Source organism: Paenibacillus sp. PastM-3 (genome assembly GCF_029893965.1).
Lineage (GTDB): Bacteria > Bacillota > Bacilli > Paenibacillales > Paenibacillaceae > Paenibacillus_AQ.
This window is the reverse complement of record NZ_JARXXP010000015.1, coordinates 47,216-63,331: the sequence shown is the minus strand read 5'-3', so window position 1 is coordinate 63,331 and position 16,116 is coordinate 47,216. Positions and strand designations below refer to the sequence as shown.

General features: G+C 58.2%; 8 protein-coding genes. All 8 read right to left on the bottom strand.

The window, feature by feature from the left end:
* Window positions 1-20: 20 nt before the first annotated feature.
* The 8 genes from M2108_RS19870 to addB all read right to left on the bottom strand — a co-directional run bounded on the left by M2108_RS19870 (window position 21) and on the right by addB (window position 16,022).
* Window positions 21-1,340: an NfeD family protein gene (locus M2108_RS19870; RefSeq protein WP_277471199.1), complete on the bottom strand. Its 1,320-nt coding sequence runs from the start codon at window positions 1,338-1,340 to the stop codon at window positions 21-23.
* A 248-nt stretch (window positions 1,341-1,588) separates the two neighbouring features.
* Window positions 1,589-2,032 carry a GatB/YqeY domain-containing protein gene (locus M2108_RS19865; RefSeq protein WP_039876079.1) on the bottom strand — a complete coding sequence of 148 codons (444 nt, stop codon included), beginning with the start codon at window positions 2,030-2,032 and terminating at the stop codon, window positions 1,589-1,591.
* A gap of 15 nt (window positions 2,033-2,047) precedes the next feature.
* Window positions 2,048-2,221 (bottom strand): 30S ribosomal protein S21, encoded by a 174-nt coding sequence (gene rpsU, locus M2108_RS19860; RefSeq protein WP_005547957.1) that lies wholly within the window; start codon window positions 2,219-2,221, stop codon window positions 2,048-2,050.
* 137 nt (window positions 2,222-2,358) lie between these two features.
* Window positions 2,359-2,718, bottom strand: coding sequence for a histidine triad nucleotide-binding protein (locus M2108_RS19855; protein WP_090712343.1), 360 nt, complete (start codon window positions 2,716-2,718; stop codon window positions 2,359-2,361).
* Window positions 2,719-3,729: 1,011 nt separating this feature from the next.
* Window positions 3,730-7,161: an AAA family ATPase gene (locus M2108_RS19850; protein ID WP_277471152.1), complete on the bottom strand. Its 3,432-nt coding sequence runs from the start codon at window positions 7,159-7,161 to the stop codon at window positions 3,730-3,732.
* A 1-nt stretch (window position 7,162) separates the two neighbouring features.
* Window positions 7,163-8,347, bottom strand: a complete 1,185-nt coding sequence (locus M2108_RS19845; protein ID WP_277471153.1) for an exonuclease SbcCD subunit D — start codon at window positions 8,345-8,347, stop codon at window positions 7,163-7,165.
* A 62-nt stretch (window positions 8,348-8,409) separates the two neighbouring features.
* Window positions 8,410-12,507 carry a helicase-exonuclease AddAB subunit AddA gene (addA, locus tag M2108_RS19840; RefSeq protein ID WP_277471154.1) on the bottom strand — a complete coding sequence of 1,366 codons (4,098 nt, stop codon included), beginning with the start codon at window positions 12,505-12,507 and terminating at the stop codon, window positions 8,410-8,412.
* Window positions 12,504-16,022, bottom strand: coding sequence for a helicase-exonuclease AddAB subunit AddB (addB, locus tag M2108_RS19835; protein WP_277471155.1), 3,519 nt, complete (start codon window positions 16,020-16,022; stop codon window positions 12,504-12,506). Before addB ends, addA begins: the two co-directional genes overlap by 4 nt.
* Window positions 16,023-16,116: the final 94 nt, after the last annotated feature.

The following is a 16,116-nucleotide window of genomic DNA, read 5'->3' as shown; positions in this document are numbered from 1 at the left end:
AATCATTCTACATTCGCAGCTCATTCCGCTGCTTCCTTTACCACCACACGGCCGCCCTCCACCTTCACCACGGCAATAGGCCGGTCAGGATTGATAAAGCTGCCTTCAGTAACTACATCCACCCGTTCTCCGCCGATCATGGCTGTTCCCGCAGGACGGAGCGGAGTAAGGCTCATTCCTGCTGCGCCAATGAGGCTGAGCTTTTCCAGTGCAGGCACAAAGCCCTCTTCTTTAGTCAGACTCTCCCTGAGAATGAACCGGTTCCAGATGCCGCGCTCCTTGAAAGCAACCACAACGACCGCAATGACTACCGCCGCAGCAGCAAATGCGATCCCGAGATTAAGCAGGGCGTGGGTATAGCTGAAGGCTGCCCGCACAACGCCCGCGATCAGACAGACTGAACCCAGCAGCCCGAGTATGCCGAAGCTTGGCACAAAGAGCTCCAGCACCAGCATGACAAGCCCCAGAATGAACAGCAGCCATGTCTCCGCTCCGGCGAAGCCGGCCACATAGTTGCCGAAGAAATACAGGGCAAAGGCCAGCGTACCGACGATGCCCGGAGCCCCGAAGCCCGGCACCAGCAGTTCAATGACAATCCCGGCAATCCCGATAAAGAGCAGAATCGTCATGACTACCGGATTAGTGAGAAAATGCGACACTTTCTCGGCCCCGGTCTGCTTAACGTGAAAAATGTCGTCAGTAGAGTAGCCCAGCCAGGCAACGCCTTCCTCCGGTGTGGCAGCCAAATGCTCGGCATAGCCCGCTTTCAGCGCCTCGTCACTGGTCAGCGCAATAAGCTGTCCTGCCGCCTTGTTCACGCCAAGCTCAGGCTTGTTCACGACCAGGTTCACATCCATCATTCCTGCAGCTATGTCAGGATCACGGCCGTTCAGCATGGCTGCCCCGACCATTTTGGATTTCCAGTATGAGACGATTTTGGCGTCATCCACACTGTTGCCGTCCCTGTCTACAAGTGATGCCGCGCCGATCATGCTTCCTGGCTTCATAATAATGTTGTCTGCGTTCAACGCTATGTAACTGCCTGCCGACGCAGCGTCGCCCTTAATAAAAGCTGTAACCGGAATGTCGCTGTCCCTGATCAGTGAACCAATCTGTTCTGCAGAATTCACCAGTCCCCCCGGTGTATCAATCTCCAGTACAATCAGAACCGCCCCGTAGTTGGCCGCCTCTGCAAATCCGCGCTCCAGAAAGCTCTGCAGCCCGCGTTCAATCTCATGTTCAACCGGAATGATAAATACAGGGCCGCTTTTGACTTCTCCGGCCGGCCGTGTTGACCCGGATGATGCGGCTGCACCTGCCAGTGCCGGTATGCACAGCATCAGCAGCAGGATAGCGACAGTAAAGGAGATAAGCCGTTTCCGGATTCTGCCCACATTTAGAACCTCCCCTCTTCATCATAACCCATTTCATACTCCTAGTACGCCCTAAACCGGCAATCCGTTTCAAAACATTAGCCGGACTGCCGGCTTTAAGCCCAAAGAAAAAGAGACAAAGATAAGCAGATGCTTATAATTTGTCCCTTTTATAACGAAAAACACCCCTTATAAAAAGGGGTGTTAGCGCTATATTATTGCAGAAATTGCAGAACCGCCTGGTTCACAAGTTTACCATCGGCGCGACCTTTGACCTTAGGCATCAGTGCGCTCATGACCTTACCCATATCACTTTTCGAAGAAGCACCGGTTTCCTGGATGGTCTGCTGTACAATTACTTTAATTTCTTCTTCGGAAAGCTGCGCAGGAAGATACTTAATGATAATCTCGATTTCTGCCTTCGTATTCGCGGCAAGCTCTTCACGACCCGCTGATTCAAATTCTTGGAGGGCATCTTTGCGCTGTTTGATTTCACGACTAAGGATATCAAGCACTTCGTTGTCGTCTAATGTTCTCTTTAATTCTATTTCAGAATAATTTATCGTAGAACGAACCATTCGAATGGTGGAGAGTGTGAACTTGTCCTTACTCTTCATCGCTTGCTTCATATCTTCGTTCAATCGTTCGCTAAGATTCATGACTCGGTAATCCTCCTAAAACTTTCTCTTACGAGCAGCCTCAGACTTCTTCTTGCGCTTAACGCTTGGCTTCTCATAATGCTTGCGTTTCTTCACCTCAGCCAAGACACCATCTTTAGCGATGGAACGTTTAAAGCGACGAAGTGCAGCATCAATTGTCTCGTTTTTACGAACTTTCGTTTCAGACACCAGTTTTCCCTCCCTCCGACCAGACCGTCCAAGAGCATAACACGGTTCATCAAATTTCATTATAGGTCAAACTGAAATAAGGTGTCAACCTTCGTGTTATTCTTTTTTCGGCAGGTAATCTGATTTTCAATAAAGTACTACGCGTGTGAGTCTGAAATGCCGACAAGAGCACCCAGCTTGGCGCCGCCGATCAGATGGTAATGCAGGTGCGGAACGGCTTGTCCGCTGTCTGGCCCGCAGTTATTGATCAAACGGTATCCGGTTTCCGCGACACCCAGCTCAAGCGCAATCTGCTGAGCCACAGCATGGATCTCGGCGATCAGCGGCAGATCCTCTGCCGTAACATCGTTCATCGAGGCGATGAATTTCTTGGGAATAATCAGCACATGCACCGGTGCCGCAGGCTGAATATCATGGAACGCCAGAATCCGCTCGTTCTCGAACACCTTTTTTGAAGGAATTGTGCCCTCTATAATTTTGCTAAAAACGGTTTCCATACAACACTTCCTCCTGAACGTTTTGTGGAGCGATACTGCTTAAACATGCTGCTCGGCAAAGCTTGCCTTCGTTAACACTGAATTGATTTACGGAACATAACTGCTTGGGTGCTCTTCGCAGCAGACTTGCTGCCTGGCCAGACGCTTGACCCGGATGGATCGCCTGCCTGCCCATCGCCTGTCCGGCCTTCCCGCCATTGATTTTTATGTGTCTAATCATACAGGATTTTTGCGCAATACGAAAGCCGGAGCGTGGAAGGCCATTTTAGAAAAGGGATATGCAGACAAGGGAAAGTCATACAACATTGGACTGTATCAATAACAGCTGGCATACTTTCGTAAAATCTTAATTAAGTTTGGACATTAAAAAACTCTGCTAACGTTATTACCCTGGGTTATCTTCTACAGGGATTCCTGTCCCTCTTGTTTGGAATTAATACTACATATAATCAGCTCTGGCTAAGTGACACCGAGTTCCTAAATTTTAAAACAACCTGAGTCTATATAAAAGGAGACCTTCCACTATGTATTCGGCGGGCCTTGCCCCACTTAACTGTACGTTATACAACTAAAACGCCGATTTTTCTTCAACAATGTGTTTTAAGTGTATTTGATGCAACTAAACCGTCGAATTTTCCGTGTTATCAGCGGTTCAGCCTGCTATAGTTGTACCAAATACAGCTAATTGACGCAGACACCGGTTTCCGGCGATTTTAGCTGTACAGAGTGCAGCTATCCCAGCATATTCAAAACAAGGGCAACTCTCCACCTGATTCATAAACCAGAAGTATAAAAGATATATAAAAGATGTATAGAACCAGATACATAAAAATAGACAAAAAAAAAGAAACACCCTATCAGCTGAAAGGCTGATTCGGCGGCGAACGTATGAAAAGGAGTGCATCCCGGTCATACGTCCGCCGAGGTGTTTCTAAAAGATGTCGGCTTAGCTGTATTATAACAGGGGCATGATGGTGTCTCTGTGATTGACATCACATCAAGCCCCTAATTTCACATTTTTTCCAAAAGAATGTGCGAGCCCCCGCCGCCCTGCTCGGCAGGAACAACAATCAGCTTGCGCGGCAGCCTGGCCCGGAGCTCGGGAACATGGCTGATAATGCCGACAGACAGCTGGTCATTATGCAGTTTCTCGAGGGAAGTGATCACGGTATCCAGCAGTTCTGTATCCAGAGTACCGAACCCTTCATCAAGGAAAAAGAACTGCAGCGGATATTGTCCGCGCAGCTGGATCTGTGCCGACAGGGCGAGCGCCAGTGACAGGGAGGTCAGGAACGTCTCACCGCCCGACAAGGTAGAAACCGGTCGGCGCACGCCCCCGTTCCCGTCATCGCGGATCACGAAGCCGCCGCCGGAGTCGACCTCCAGCGCATAACGCTGCTTGGACAGGAAACGCAGCCGCTGCGACGCAGCCTGGCAGACCTGCATCAGCTGCTCTTCGGCGATATACTCGACGAAGGCATTGCCGCGCAGCACGGTCTGCAGCTTGGACAGCCGGTCCTGCTGCTCAGCATGACGGGACCGCTGCTCCTCCAGCTCCATCCAGCGGATATGGCGCTGCTGGAGATCCTCCAGGTCGCGCTCGGCACGGGCCCGTCTCCGCAGCGATTCCTCGTCGTCTTCCTTGCATTGCTTAAGAGCAGCCACGCTTTCCTGCCAGTCTCCGTCGCTGAGGACTTCGCCCTGCAGCTTGTCAGCGATGCTCCGCAGCTGCAGGTTCACTTCAGCTTCCTCCTCACGGTGGCTCCGCACCCGGAGGACAGCCGCCGTCCGTTCTTCCGGCGGCAGGGCTGCAGCTTCAATCTCGGCCGCTGAAGCGAACGGAGACGACTGCAGGCTCTCTTCCCAGCGCGCAGCAGCTTCCGTATAATGCTCGCGGGCAGATTCAGCCGCCTGGCGGGCAATGGCCGCTTCCTTCAGCTCATGCTGCGCCTTCTCGGCAGCCTGGCGGTGGCTTAGCCTGCTGCTCTCAAGCGCAGTCTGCAGGCTCCGCAGCTGCCGCTCGCATTCAGCAAGCAGCCCGGCAGCAGCCCGGCCGCCGGTCCACTGCAGCAGGCGCTGCGCTTTCTCGCGCTCCAGCGCTTCCTTGCCCTCCAGCTGGGCGTGCAGCTGTGCCAGCTCCTTGTCCAAACCGGTAATTTCCTCCTGCAGCGCCTGGACGGCAGCGTTTTTGTCCTCCAGAAATTTAACGCTGATCTCCAGCCGTCCCCGGATTTCTTCCGACTGCTCGTCCTTAAGCTGCATGGCCCGGTACGCGGCCTCCGCCTCGTTCACCGCCAGTTCCGGGAACAGCGCTGCCCATTCCCCGCGCAGGCCGGCTAACTGGCCTGACAGCTCCTCGGCTTTGACGGCCAGTCCCTGCAGCCAGGCTGTCTCTGCCTCTACGGCAGCCGCTTCCTTATGGCACAGCTGCTGCTGCTCCTGCATGGACTGCTGCCACCGGGCAGCTGTGCTGCGCAGCCCTGCCGAGCGGGACTTGCCGGAAGCCAGTCTGGCCTCCAGCTCCGCAAGCAGCCCGGCATCAGGCGCTTCCGCCTGCACCTGCCCGGCCTGGGCAACGGCAGCGACGGCGGCCTGCTCCAGACCCGCAGCAGCCGGCGGATTACCCATAAGATCCGTCACGCTTCCGCCGTACACCTGCTCGAGCCAGGCTCCGTCCTGTTCCAGCAGGCTGCGGAACAGGTGGCGTGTATCGAGCGCCTGTCTGGCCAGCTGGCGCACCTGCTGGAGCCGGACGGCCGTCTCTTCCTCCGCGCCGCCGTCCTGGGCGGACGCAGGCGCGGGGTGATGCTCGCTGCCGCAGACAGGGCAAGGCAGCCCGTCTTGGAGTTCACCGGCGAGCGCAAGCGAGAGCCGGTGAACCTCCTGCTCTTTGAGCGCGGCCTCCAGCGCGCTGCCGTGCTGCTCCAGGCGCACGGCAGCTTCCCCTGCGGCGGCTTCCGCAGCCCGCAGGTCCTCCAGGTGCAGCGCTGCCGAGGCGACCAGCCCGCTGCGCTGCGCCGCCAGCTCCTGCCGCCGGCCCTCGGCCGCGGCAAGGCGCGCCTCCGCTGCGGCGAGCACCGCCGCGCGGCCCTGGCGCTCGCGCTCAGCCGAGTCCCACTGGGTCTCGGCTGAGCGCAGCCCCTGCAGTCTCTGCATGGCCTCCTGCAGAGACTGCCGCTCCTGGGAGCGGACCGCCAGCGGCAGCAGGCTCTGCTGCAGCTCCTGCTGCTTCTTTTGGCCGCGGGCCAAAAGCTCCCGCTCCCGGGCCATCCGCTCCTGCGCTGCGCCCAGCGCGCCGGAGAGCGTCCCGCTGCGCTCCAGCACAGCGGCTCGCTCCTGCCGCAGCCCGGCGAGCTCGGCTTCGAGCTCCAGCGCGCGGCGGTAGGTGTCTGCGCCTTCGCGCAGCGCAGGCTCCTCCGCCAGCAGCGCAGCCTGAGCCGCAGCCTCGGCTGCGGCAAGCCCCGCCGCTTCCCGCTCAACGGAAGCGGCAGTCACCTCCTGGCCCTCCGCTCGGGCCAGCCGGCTCTTCCAGGCGGCTTCCGCGCTGCGCCAGGCGGTCAGCACAGGCAGCCGCTGCTCAGCCTCGTCAGCCTGGCCGAGCTTCTGCTCCAGGAGGAGGATAGAATCCTCCTGGGCAAGCAGCGCCTGCCGCTTGGCCTCGCGGCGGGTACGCTCCTCCTGCAGCTCGCGGATCTTCGCGAAGCGGTCTGAGCGCTGCTGGGCTTCCTCCAGCAGCCTGCGGCACTCCTCCGCGCGGCGGACCGCTTCCGTAAGCCGCACTTCCGCCGCCTCAACATCCGCTTTGCCGGCGTTGCCAAGCCCCTGCTGCTCAGCCTCCAGCGCCCGCAGCGCGGCCTCATTGTCCTTGACCCTGCGGCTGAGCTTCAGCGCCAGCTGGTCCCCGTACTGCTCCAGGTGAAACAAGCGCTGGAGCATCTGTCTGCGGTCAACCCCCCGCAGCGACAGGAACTCGGCGAATTTGCCCTGGGGCAGCACGACCGCACGGGTGAAGTCGTCCATCTTGAGCCCGATATGCTCCTCCACACAGCGGGTAACATCAGCCAGCTTGTCTGCCAGGACATGATCGCCATCGTCCGTAAGCTCAATAAATCGGCTGATCGTATTGCTGACGGACTGATCGCCGGTACGTTTGAACTTCCGTTCCACCCTGAAGCGGCGGGGGCCTGAAGAGGAGACCAGCTCAAAGGTGAAGGCTACGCTAAGCTGATCCTCGGAATGGTTCATGATTCCCTGCGTACCGTTCACCGCACGCTCCACCTTGCCGTACATCGCCAGCGTTATGGCATCCAGCAGGCTGGACTTGCCGCTGCCTGTCGGGCCAAAAATCCCGAACAGCCCTGTCTCGGTCAGACTGGCAAAATCTATCTCCTGCTGCTCCCTGTAGCTCTGCAATCCGGACAATTTTAATAGAATCGGCTTCACGTCAGCCCACCTCCCCTTCCTCCGGCTGGCGCCGGTCCTCTTCTTCCGCCAGCTCCAGGAACAGCCGGATCAATTCATCCTCCGGTTCCGCGCCGCCGGTCTGCCGCTGGTAAAATTTGCGGAACAGCTCCTGGACCGGCATGCGCGACCGGGCTGTCTGCTCGAGTTCAAGCTCCATCTGCGGATAGACCGGACGGATATGAATAATCCCTTCCCGCGCCTTGCGCAGACGCTGGATATCATTCAGCGACATCGCTTCCGTCAGCCGCAGCTCCAGATCGATAAAAGCATTGGCGTCACGGCCCTCATCAAGCCAGCTGTAGACCTCCTGCAGCCCGCCAGAGGATTTCCAGTTCACCAGCGGACGGCCGCAGCTGAGATAAATTTCCTCAAACACCGGATCACCTCCGGGTGCAACATCCACCATCGTTACCGACTTGGCCTGGCCTGCTTCGGAAAAGCTGTAGGCCAGCGGCGATCCGCTGTAACGGATCATCCCGTCCCCTTTAACCCGCTGGGCGCGGTGCAGATGCCCGAGCGCTGTATACTGGGCGCCGCAGGACAAGGCAGACGGATCTACCGTGTACGCACCGCCGACCTGGATCGGACGCTCCGAATCACTCTCCACACCACCCAGCACATAAATGTGGCTCATGGCCAAATTTACTGTCTGCGGCGTAAACTCCCGGCCCAGCAGCTTCATCAGCCTGCCGACTCTGGCACTGTATGCCAGCCGCAGCTCGTCTTCCCCGCTCTCCCCGGCGAGGAGCTCACCCAGACGGGCTTCCGAGGGATACGGGAGGGCAGCGATTTTGGCAATTTCGCCTGTCCGCACCGCATGCACCGTTACCGGCTCCGATGTCGGCATACCGACCAGTGTAATGCCTTGTCTGCGCACCAGCGGGGAGACGGAGGCCACACGTTCCGGCTGGTCATGGTTGCCCGAGATGACCACAAGCGGCCTGCCGCCCGCAGTCAGCCTGGCTGCCGCATCATAGAACAGCTGCTCAGCCGCCGCCGGAGGATTGACCGAATCATAGACATCCCCCGCCATCAAAATAAGATCCGCCTGCCCGGCGTCGGCAATTTCCACCAGCTCGTCAATGAACTGCTCCTGCTCCTTCTGCCGGCTCCGGCCTTCCAGCGTACGGCCCAAGTGCCAGTCGCCTGTATGCAATATGCGCATTTCCGCCCTCTTTTCCCCGCCAACTTTGCGGTATTCGTTGTATCAAAATATATTTAATAGATTTACAGACTCACAGCATGCCCGCCGTCAAAAAAGTACAGCCAGATCTCGCTGACCGTCTCGCCTGTGATGTCCTGCAGTGCTTTGCGGTACAGCTCAAGCTGGAAACGGTATTTCTCCTTCAGCCCGTCCAGCCCGCCTGTATGCTCCAGTACGGAATCTGTTTTGTAATCGACCAGGATCAGCCGCCCGTTCTCGCGGAACAGGCAATCGATAACCCCCTGGATCAGCACGGCTTCTGCAAGCGCACCCCCGCCTGCCACCGGAGTCTCCGCTGCCGCCTGATCATAATAATCAAGTCCCTCATAAGCCTCAGCGGCCGGAACCATATAACTGAACGGCTGCTCTCTCTGCTTCCACTCGGCATCCAGCAGTCTGCGGCCCAGCTCACTTCTATAAAAAGCTTCCACGTCATCCAGTTCAACCGCCTCAGCCTGCTCACCGCTCAAAATGGCAACTCTGGCAAGGCGCTCCAGCGTTGCTTCCAGTACAGCACGGTCAACCGGACCATCCAGAGGAATGTGCTGCATTACCGTATGGTAGGCGGTACCGCGTTCCGCACCTGTCAGGCCGCGCTTCTCCATAAATTTGGGGCGGCGCAGATGAAGACTGTCCGCACGCGAGGCCTGGGCTGTGCCCGGCCGGTCCTTCCGTCCGCCGGCTTCAGCCCGTTCCTCCAGCAGATCAAAGGAAGGCTGATCCTGCAGCGAGAGCATCGATTTCAGCTCCGTAACCGATGTCTTCGCCGGAATAGCGGAGGCCGCGGCCAGCGGATACTGCCATTCGAGTCTCGCTGCAATCTCTCCGGCCGCTGCTGTAGCGTAGTCGGTTACCGCTTTGCCTTTGCGCAGCGCTTCAAGCACCTGCCGCTTCTCCTCGTTTTTGGCTGCATCGTCTTCCGCGGCAAAAGGAGAGCTTGAGCTTAATGCTGAGGCATTCTGCACGGAAATGCTCCAGTTGGAGCTGTCGCCGTGCAGCACCGTTGATCCCGTCCCCTCTATGCCAGCCAGCTTACGCAGAATGGCTGCGGCAGGATGGCGGATCAGCGCCGGGCCGACCCAATCCAGATAGCTGCGGCCCCTGGCCAGCAGATGATCGGCAAGCAGCAGCTCCTCACGATTCTGCGTTCCTGCCCAGGCGGTTACGGTCCGCGGCACATCGCGCAGCGTGCCGACGAGAATCATTTTGTCACGCGGCCGGGTCAAGGCTACATAAAGGACACGCATCTCCTCAGCCAGCAGCTCCAGCCGGGACCGGCGGTTGATCGCCAGATACGGAAGCGTCGGATAGCTGACTCTCGTCTCCCGCTCCACAAAGCGCGGGCCGAAGCCCAGCTCCTTATGCATCAGGAACGGGGAATGCAGATCCTGGCGGTTAAACTGCTTCGCCATCCCGGCGATGAAGACAACCGGGAATTCCAGACCTTTGGACTTATGGATCGTCATGATATTTACCCCGCCGGTTTCTTCACCGGTTCCTGCGGCAACCCCAAGGTCACCCCCGTTTTCACGGAGACGGTTGATAAAGACGAGAAAGCGGAACAAGCCGCGGGCAGTCGTATCATTTTCGAACTGGACAGCCCGGTCATACAAGGCTTTGAGGTTGTTCTGGCGCTGGAAGCCGCCCGGCAGACCGCCGACCCATTCCAGATAACCGCTTTCCCCGTAAATGCGCCAGATCAGCGTGCTCAGACTCCCCTGTCTTGCGGCATTTCTCCAGCCCTCAAGCTGGTTAAGGAAATGCTGCAGCTTCTCACGCAGCTCCGGTAGAATCTGTGCTACAGAATCTGCGCCAGAATCTACAGAGTCGGAACGTTCCAGTGTTGCCGCAATCTCCGCCTGAGCCAGATCAGCATCTGTCCCGGTCCCGGTCCCGGCCGTTTGCCCCCCGGCCGCAGCTGTGAGTGCGTTATAGAAAGTCCCGTTGCTGCACAGACGGACAGCGGCCAGCTCCTCCTCGGTCAAGCCGACAACGGGCGAGCGGAGCACACCGGCCAGCGGAATGTCCTGGCTTGGATTATCAGTGATCTGCAGCAATGAAAGGGCAATTTCCACTTCGGTAGCCTGAAAATAACCTTTGTTCTGGTCACCAAAGGCCGGAATGCCCTCCAGGCGCAGCTCTTCAATCATCAGCGGTGTCCAGATCCGCGCTGAGCGCAGCAAAATGACGATGTCCCCGTATACGACCGGACGCATCAGCTTCTGTGATTTATCATAGATCAGCAGCGGTGCGCCGCCGGTCATCCCGGTCATCTGCGAGATGCGCCGGGCAATGGCCCGCGCTTCCAGCTGGGCCGTTTCACTCTCAATGGCCTCATTCTCCTGGGCCGGGAGCTCACCGTCTTCCCCGGTTTCTTCTGTCCGTCCGCCGGAGGAAGATCCCTTATCGATCAGCAGCAGCTCTGGGGCAAAATAAGGTTCCGGCCCCTTCTCGGCCGCACCGGGAAAATTCGCCCCGTATACGAGCTCTGCCCGTTCATCATAGCTGATCTCGGCAACCGTCTTGTCCATAATCTGCCGGAACACCATATTAACGGCATTCACGACCTCCATCCGGCTGCGGAAATTGCGGGCCAGGTCAATGACCATGCCGCTCGCGGCGGCCCCGTCTCCTGCGCCTGCAGCAGACTCGTTCTCTGCTTCAACGCCGCCCGCTGCGCTGAAGCTGTTGTATTTGTCCAGGAACAGCCCCGGCTCGGCGAGCCGGAACCGGTAGATGCTCTGTTTCATGTCGCCGACCATGAACCGGTTGCCCGGCGCCTCACGCGCAATCAGCCGGACAATTTCCTCCTGCACACTGTTCGTATCCTGATATTCATCGAGCAGCACCTCATCGAACTGCTCACGGTATTCCACCGCGGCATCCGAAGGAAGCGAATGGCCCGGCTGCGAATCAGGATGGCGCAGAATCTGCAGGCAGTAATGCTCCAGATCACTGAAGTCGACCAGCCCCCGGCCTGCCTTCTCCTGGCGGTAACGCTCACCGAAGGCGATAACCGTCTCCGCCAGCTCATGCATCAGCGGAGCCGCCTCATGCAGCTCTGCCAGAAAAGCGTCAGCGGGACGGCCGAACAGGGATTTCTGCAGCTCCAGCAGACTCTTCTTCACATTGTCGCGAAGCTCCTTAACCATCTCCTGCAGCCCGGGATCGGTTGAATCCTTCCGGCAGGCCTTCAGCTTGCCGAAATAGATTTCCACAAACACATCATACAGCTCCGCCCAGGGCCGCGAGGCCAGAGCCTCCTGCATCCCTTGCACCATAGCCAGATCCTCGGCCAGATTATCCGCATACGGGGCAGGTCCGCCCGGCTGCAGGGCGATTTCCCTGGCCTGCATCAGCTGGCTGGCAGCGCCGTCCAGTGTCAGCTTCGCTTCTGCCAGAATGCTCTGCACCCAGGGGGTACCTCCCAGACTCTCTGTGTCCGGCAGCGCAAAGTCAGCCGCAGTGTCACGCAGCCACTGATCGGGCCACGGATGACTGCGCGAAAAATCATGCAGCCGCTGTATTAGCGCATGCACCGCATCATCGCTGCGTTCCCCGCTGAACCAGTCTGCCAGCTGCACAAATACAGGGTCTTCCTCTTCCTCATTCATTTCCCCGTATTTTTCCTCCAGCAGCTCTTCCAGCAGCTCCTGGCGCATCATTTCCGCCTCATGCTCATTCAGAATCCGGAAGCCCGGATCGATCGGGATGATCTGATAATATCTGCGGATGACTTCCAGGCAAAAGGAATGCAGCGTTGTAATGGAAGCTCTGCCCAGCAGGGCAAGCTGGCGGCGCAGATGATCTACCTCCAGGCTCTGCCCGCCTGCAGCGCCTTCCGCCTCCTCCAGCTTCTGTTCCAGCGCCTCACGGATCCGCTGGCGCATTTCCGATGCAGCTGCTTTAGTGAACGTGGCGACGAGCAGACGGTCCACACTGAAGCCGGTTTCCGCGCGACTGATTTTGCGGATAATCCGCTCCACCAGTACGGCCGTTTTGCCTGAGCCTGCCGCAGCAGCAACCAGTATATCGTCACCGCTTTCGGCGATCGCCCGCCACTGGTCATCACTCCAGAAGCTGCCTTCCGGCTTCGTCTCTATTTCCGCTCTGATCCTCACGGCTTCTCTCCTCCTTTATTCGACAGCAGCTCCCAGACGGTATCCTTGCCCGGTTTGCCCAGATTGTTATAGCCGTTGCCTTCTACCGCCTCATCGAACTGGCAGACCGGCCGGAACGAGCAGAAGGTACAAGCTGTCTCCTGCTGAATCCGGTAAGGCTGGATAGCCACATCCCCTTCGGTAATCCGCGTCCCGATCTCTGTAATATTGCTGCGTACTGCGGTCAAAAGCTGACCCCATTGCTCAGGCGTAGCAACGGATGCACTGCTGTAGAAGCTGCCGTCACTTTTTAGCGCCACCGGCACGATTGAGGAATAGCCCTTGTCCAGCGTTGTATCCATCAGCGAGACGACCTCACGATCGGCGGTCAGCAGCCCCTTCATTTTGAACCGCTTGAGAAGCTCCTGCGCCGCCTGTTCCCGGTTAAGGCCGTTCGGTGACGACAGCAAGGGATCATGCACATGAAAATATAACGTTCCGGCCGGAAGCGCCGCCCGGCCCAGCCACTGCTCCGAATAGGTAAGCAGCACATCGAGATAGGTCAGCATCTGCAGCGACAAGCCGTAATACACCTCATGCAGCTTCAGATCCTTCTGGCTGGATTTGTAATCGATCACCCGCAGCAGCACGCCCTGCTCGCTTTCCGCTTTATCGACCCGGTCAATCCGGCCGACAACCTCCATCACACAGCCGTTAGGCAGGGTGATTCTCAGCGGCGGCAGATCCTTGCCCGGTCCGAAATCCAGCTCCAGCCCGGCCGGCTCAAAGCTGCCCCGGCGGGCATGCTCGCCGAGAATGATCGAGGCGCGCCCGACAATATTCTTGAGCTTGCGGGAAATATATCCGTACCGTTTGGTGCTCATGAGGATTTCTCCCTGCAGCAGCGGGGCAAGCTTGTCCACCGTCGCTCCCGCTTCCTTCCGGCATTCCTCGGCCGATAAGCTGCCCCAGTCCTTGCCCTGTTTCTGCAGGTTTTTAGCCATATCGCTCAATGCCGCATGGAACAGCTGGCCGATATCCGGTGCCTGGAGCTTGTAAAGCTGGCGCTCCTTGAGCCTCAGGCCGTACGAGGCAAAATGGGAAAACGAGCAGGCCACGAACTTCTCCATCCGCGATACGCTGCCCCGCAGCGTTGAACCGCCGTACAGCCGCAGGCTTGTCTCCCGCCGCAGCGGAATCCCGCTGTTGCGGTAGAACAGCGCCCCAAGCAGGCGCAGGAGCGGCAGCCGCCGTTCCCTTCCTCCGCTAATATACCAGTTGTAGGCATCCCACCAGATGCCGGGTATGTCCACGCCTTGCTTCCATTGACGCAGTTGCATAATCAGCATGCGCAGTGTCTGCTCCGGCTGGCCGATGAAGTTGAGATGCCGGGCTTCCCCTTCAGCATCGTCCGGCTGTACCGCAGAAGGGAAGCCTGACATGATATGCTCAGTCAACCCTTCAGGGAACATAATGTGCAGCTGACGGATAATCTCGGAAGGCAGCAGTGCCTTGCCTTCATCATCTGCAGTCGCATAGCTGATCCATAGTCTACGGCTGGCTGTTGTTAGCGCATTATAGACGAGGAAACGCTCGTCCAGCAGCTTGCGCGCCGCTCCCGGCGCAAGCTCCATGCCGGCATTCTCCAGCACCAGCCGCTCGCCCTCGGAGAGGATTCCGTCCTCCTTGAACTGTGCCGGTACAACTCCTTCATTGAAGCCAAGCAGAAACGCGTATTTCACGCCGGTCGTCCGGGTCCGGTCCATCGTTCCGACCAGCACCTGATCCAGAGACGGCGGTACAAGTCCCATTCTAAGTTCAGTAAGGCCGGTTTCCAGCACTCCGGCGAACAGCTCAAATTCCAGCCGTTCTCCGCCCATCATTTCAGCAATCTGGTCCAGCAGGTCAAGCACCGCATCCCACAGCTGGCTGTGTTCACGGGCAGACGCCGGCTCACCCTGTTCAAGGGCTGCCCTACTACGCCGCTCCAGCTTGCGCGCGATATCCGTTTCCTGCAGCAGCTGATAAACGGCCGTACACAGCTCAAGACCGGTACGGCTCCGCTTGACCCGTGTCTCAAAGGCGTAGAGAGGCCCGGTGATTGCTTCACGGCAGGCTTCCATTTTTGCCAGCAGCGCCTCATTCACAACTCTGTCCCCTTCGAGCGACAGACTAGGTATCCCCTTCCACGGCTTACCGTTCGTCCAGCGGTAGCCCTGAATGCCGCAAGCCAGCACATAGTTCTCAAGCTGATCCATATCCTCACGGGTCAGGCTGCCGTCCAGCGGCAGCAGCAGCTCCGTCTTCACACAGCGGAACACATCCTCGTAACGCCAGCGGCGGCGCACGGTATCGAGCGCAGAGCGGATGAATTCCGCCAGCGGATGATGCAGCTCACTTGCCTTCCGGTCAAGGAAAAAGGGAATGCCGTAATCTATAAATAACGGGGCAATCAGTGCCTCGTAGTCGCTGATATTCCGCACAAATACAGCCATTTCGCCATATCTGGCCCCTTCTTCGCGGGCCAGGCGTAGCATTTCCCGCAATGCGCCTTCTACTTCCGTTCTACGGGAGGAAGCTGCCGTTACTGACAGTTCCCTGCCAACCCGGCCGGCTTCGCCGTTCCACTTCCAGCGGCGGCCGTAGCCCCGTTCCAGATGGGCCAGGGCGGGACTGTCCGCAAACCGCGGCAATACAGGAGGAGCAAGCAGCTCATCCCACACCTCAAGCCCCGCCTCCTCCGCCATTCCACGCAACTTGATATACGTAACAGCTGGCGGATGAAACAGCTCCAGCTCATGCGGCTGCAGCCCGGGCGGATAAATTTTGTCCAGGGTCAGCGCCACAGTCACCTTGGAAGCATGCAGCATGATTTCGCGCAGCACCAAAAATTCCTGGGGAGTAAAGCCATGAAATCCGTCTACCCAGACTTCGGCGCCGCGGATATAAGAAGAATCGGGAATATGGGCGGCCAGCTCGGCCAGCCTGTCTTCTTCATCGATATACAGTCCCGCCATTGCCCGCTCCAGATCGCTGAATACAAGCTGCAGATCTTCCAGCTTGCCGGCGAGAATCGGGCTGCCCGAAGAGTCCCGCATTCTGGACAGCTGCTCCTCCAGGTCATTCGTCCCGAGGCAGCAGCGCTTCAGCTCGGTATGCAGGCTGCTCAGCCGCTCAACAAAGCCCGGCCGGTCGCCGGATGCGCCGAACAGCTTCAGCTCATCCTTGCGGCGGCTGATAATTTTGTAGAGCAGCATTTTTTTGCCTTCCTCGCTAATCGGCAGGCCAGCGCTGCCCCCTGTTTCCTGCTTAACCCGGTAAGCCAGCCGGGAGAAGCTGAGCGTCTGGGCCCTGATGCTGCCCTTCGCTTTCCCCGTACTCAGCAGCCCTCGTTCCGCACTGAACGAGCCCTGCTCCGGCACTAGCACAATCAGCGGTGCGCCGAGCGGCTCCGCTTCCAGCCGTGAGGAGACTTCCTCCCATATTTTCGTAGTTTTGCCGCTGCCCGAGCGGCCGAGCAAAAAGCGTACCGTCATTGCAGTAGACCCCTTCCGTGGCGCAGATAGAGTGCTTAAGTCCCGGCACCCTTGTTACATTCGTTCCAACATTATAGCATATTTGCTACTCTCG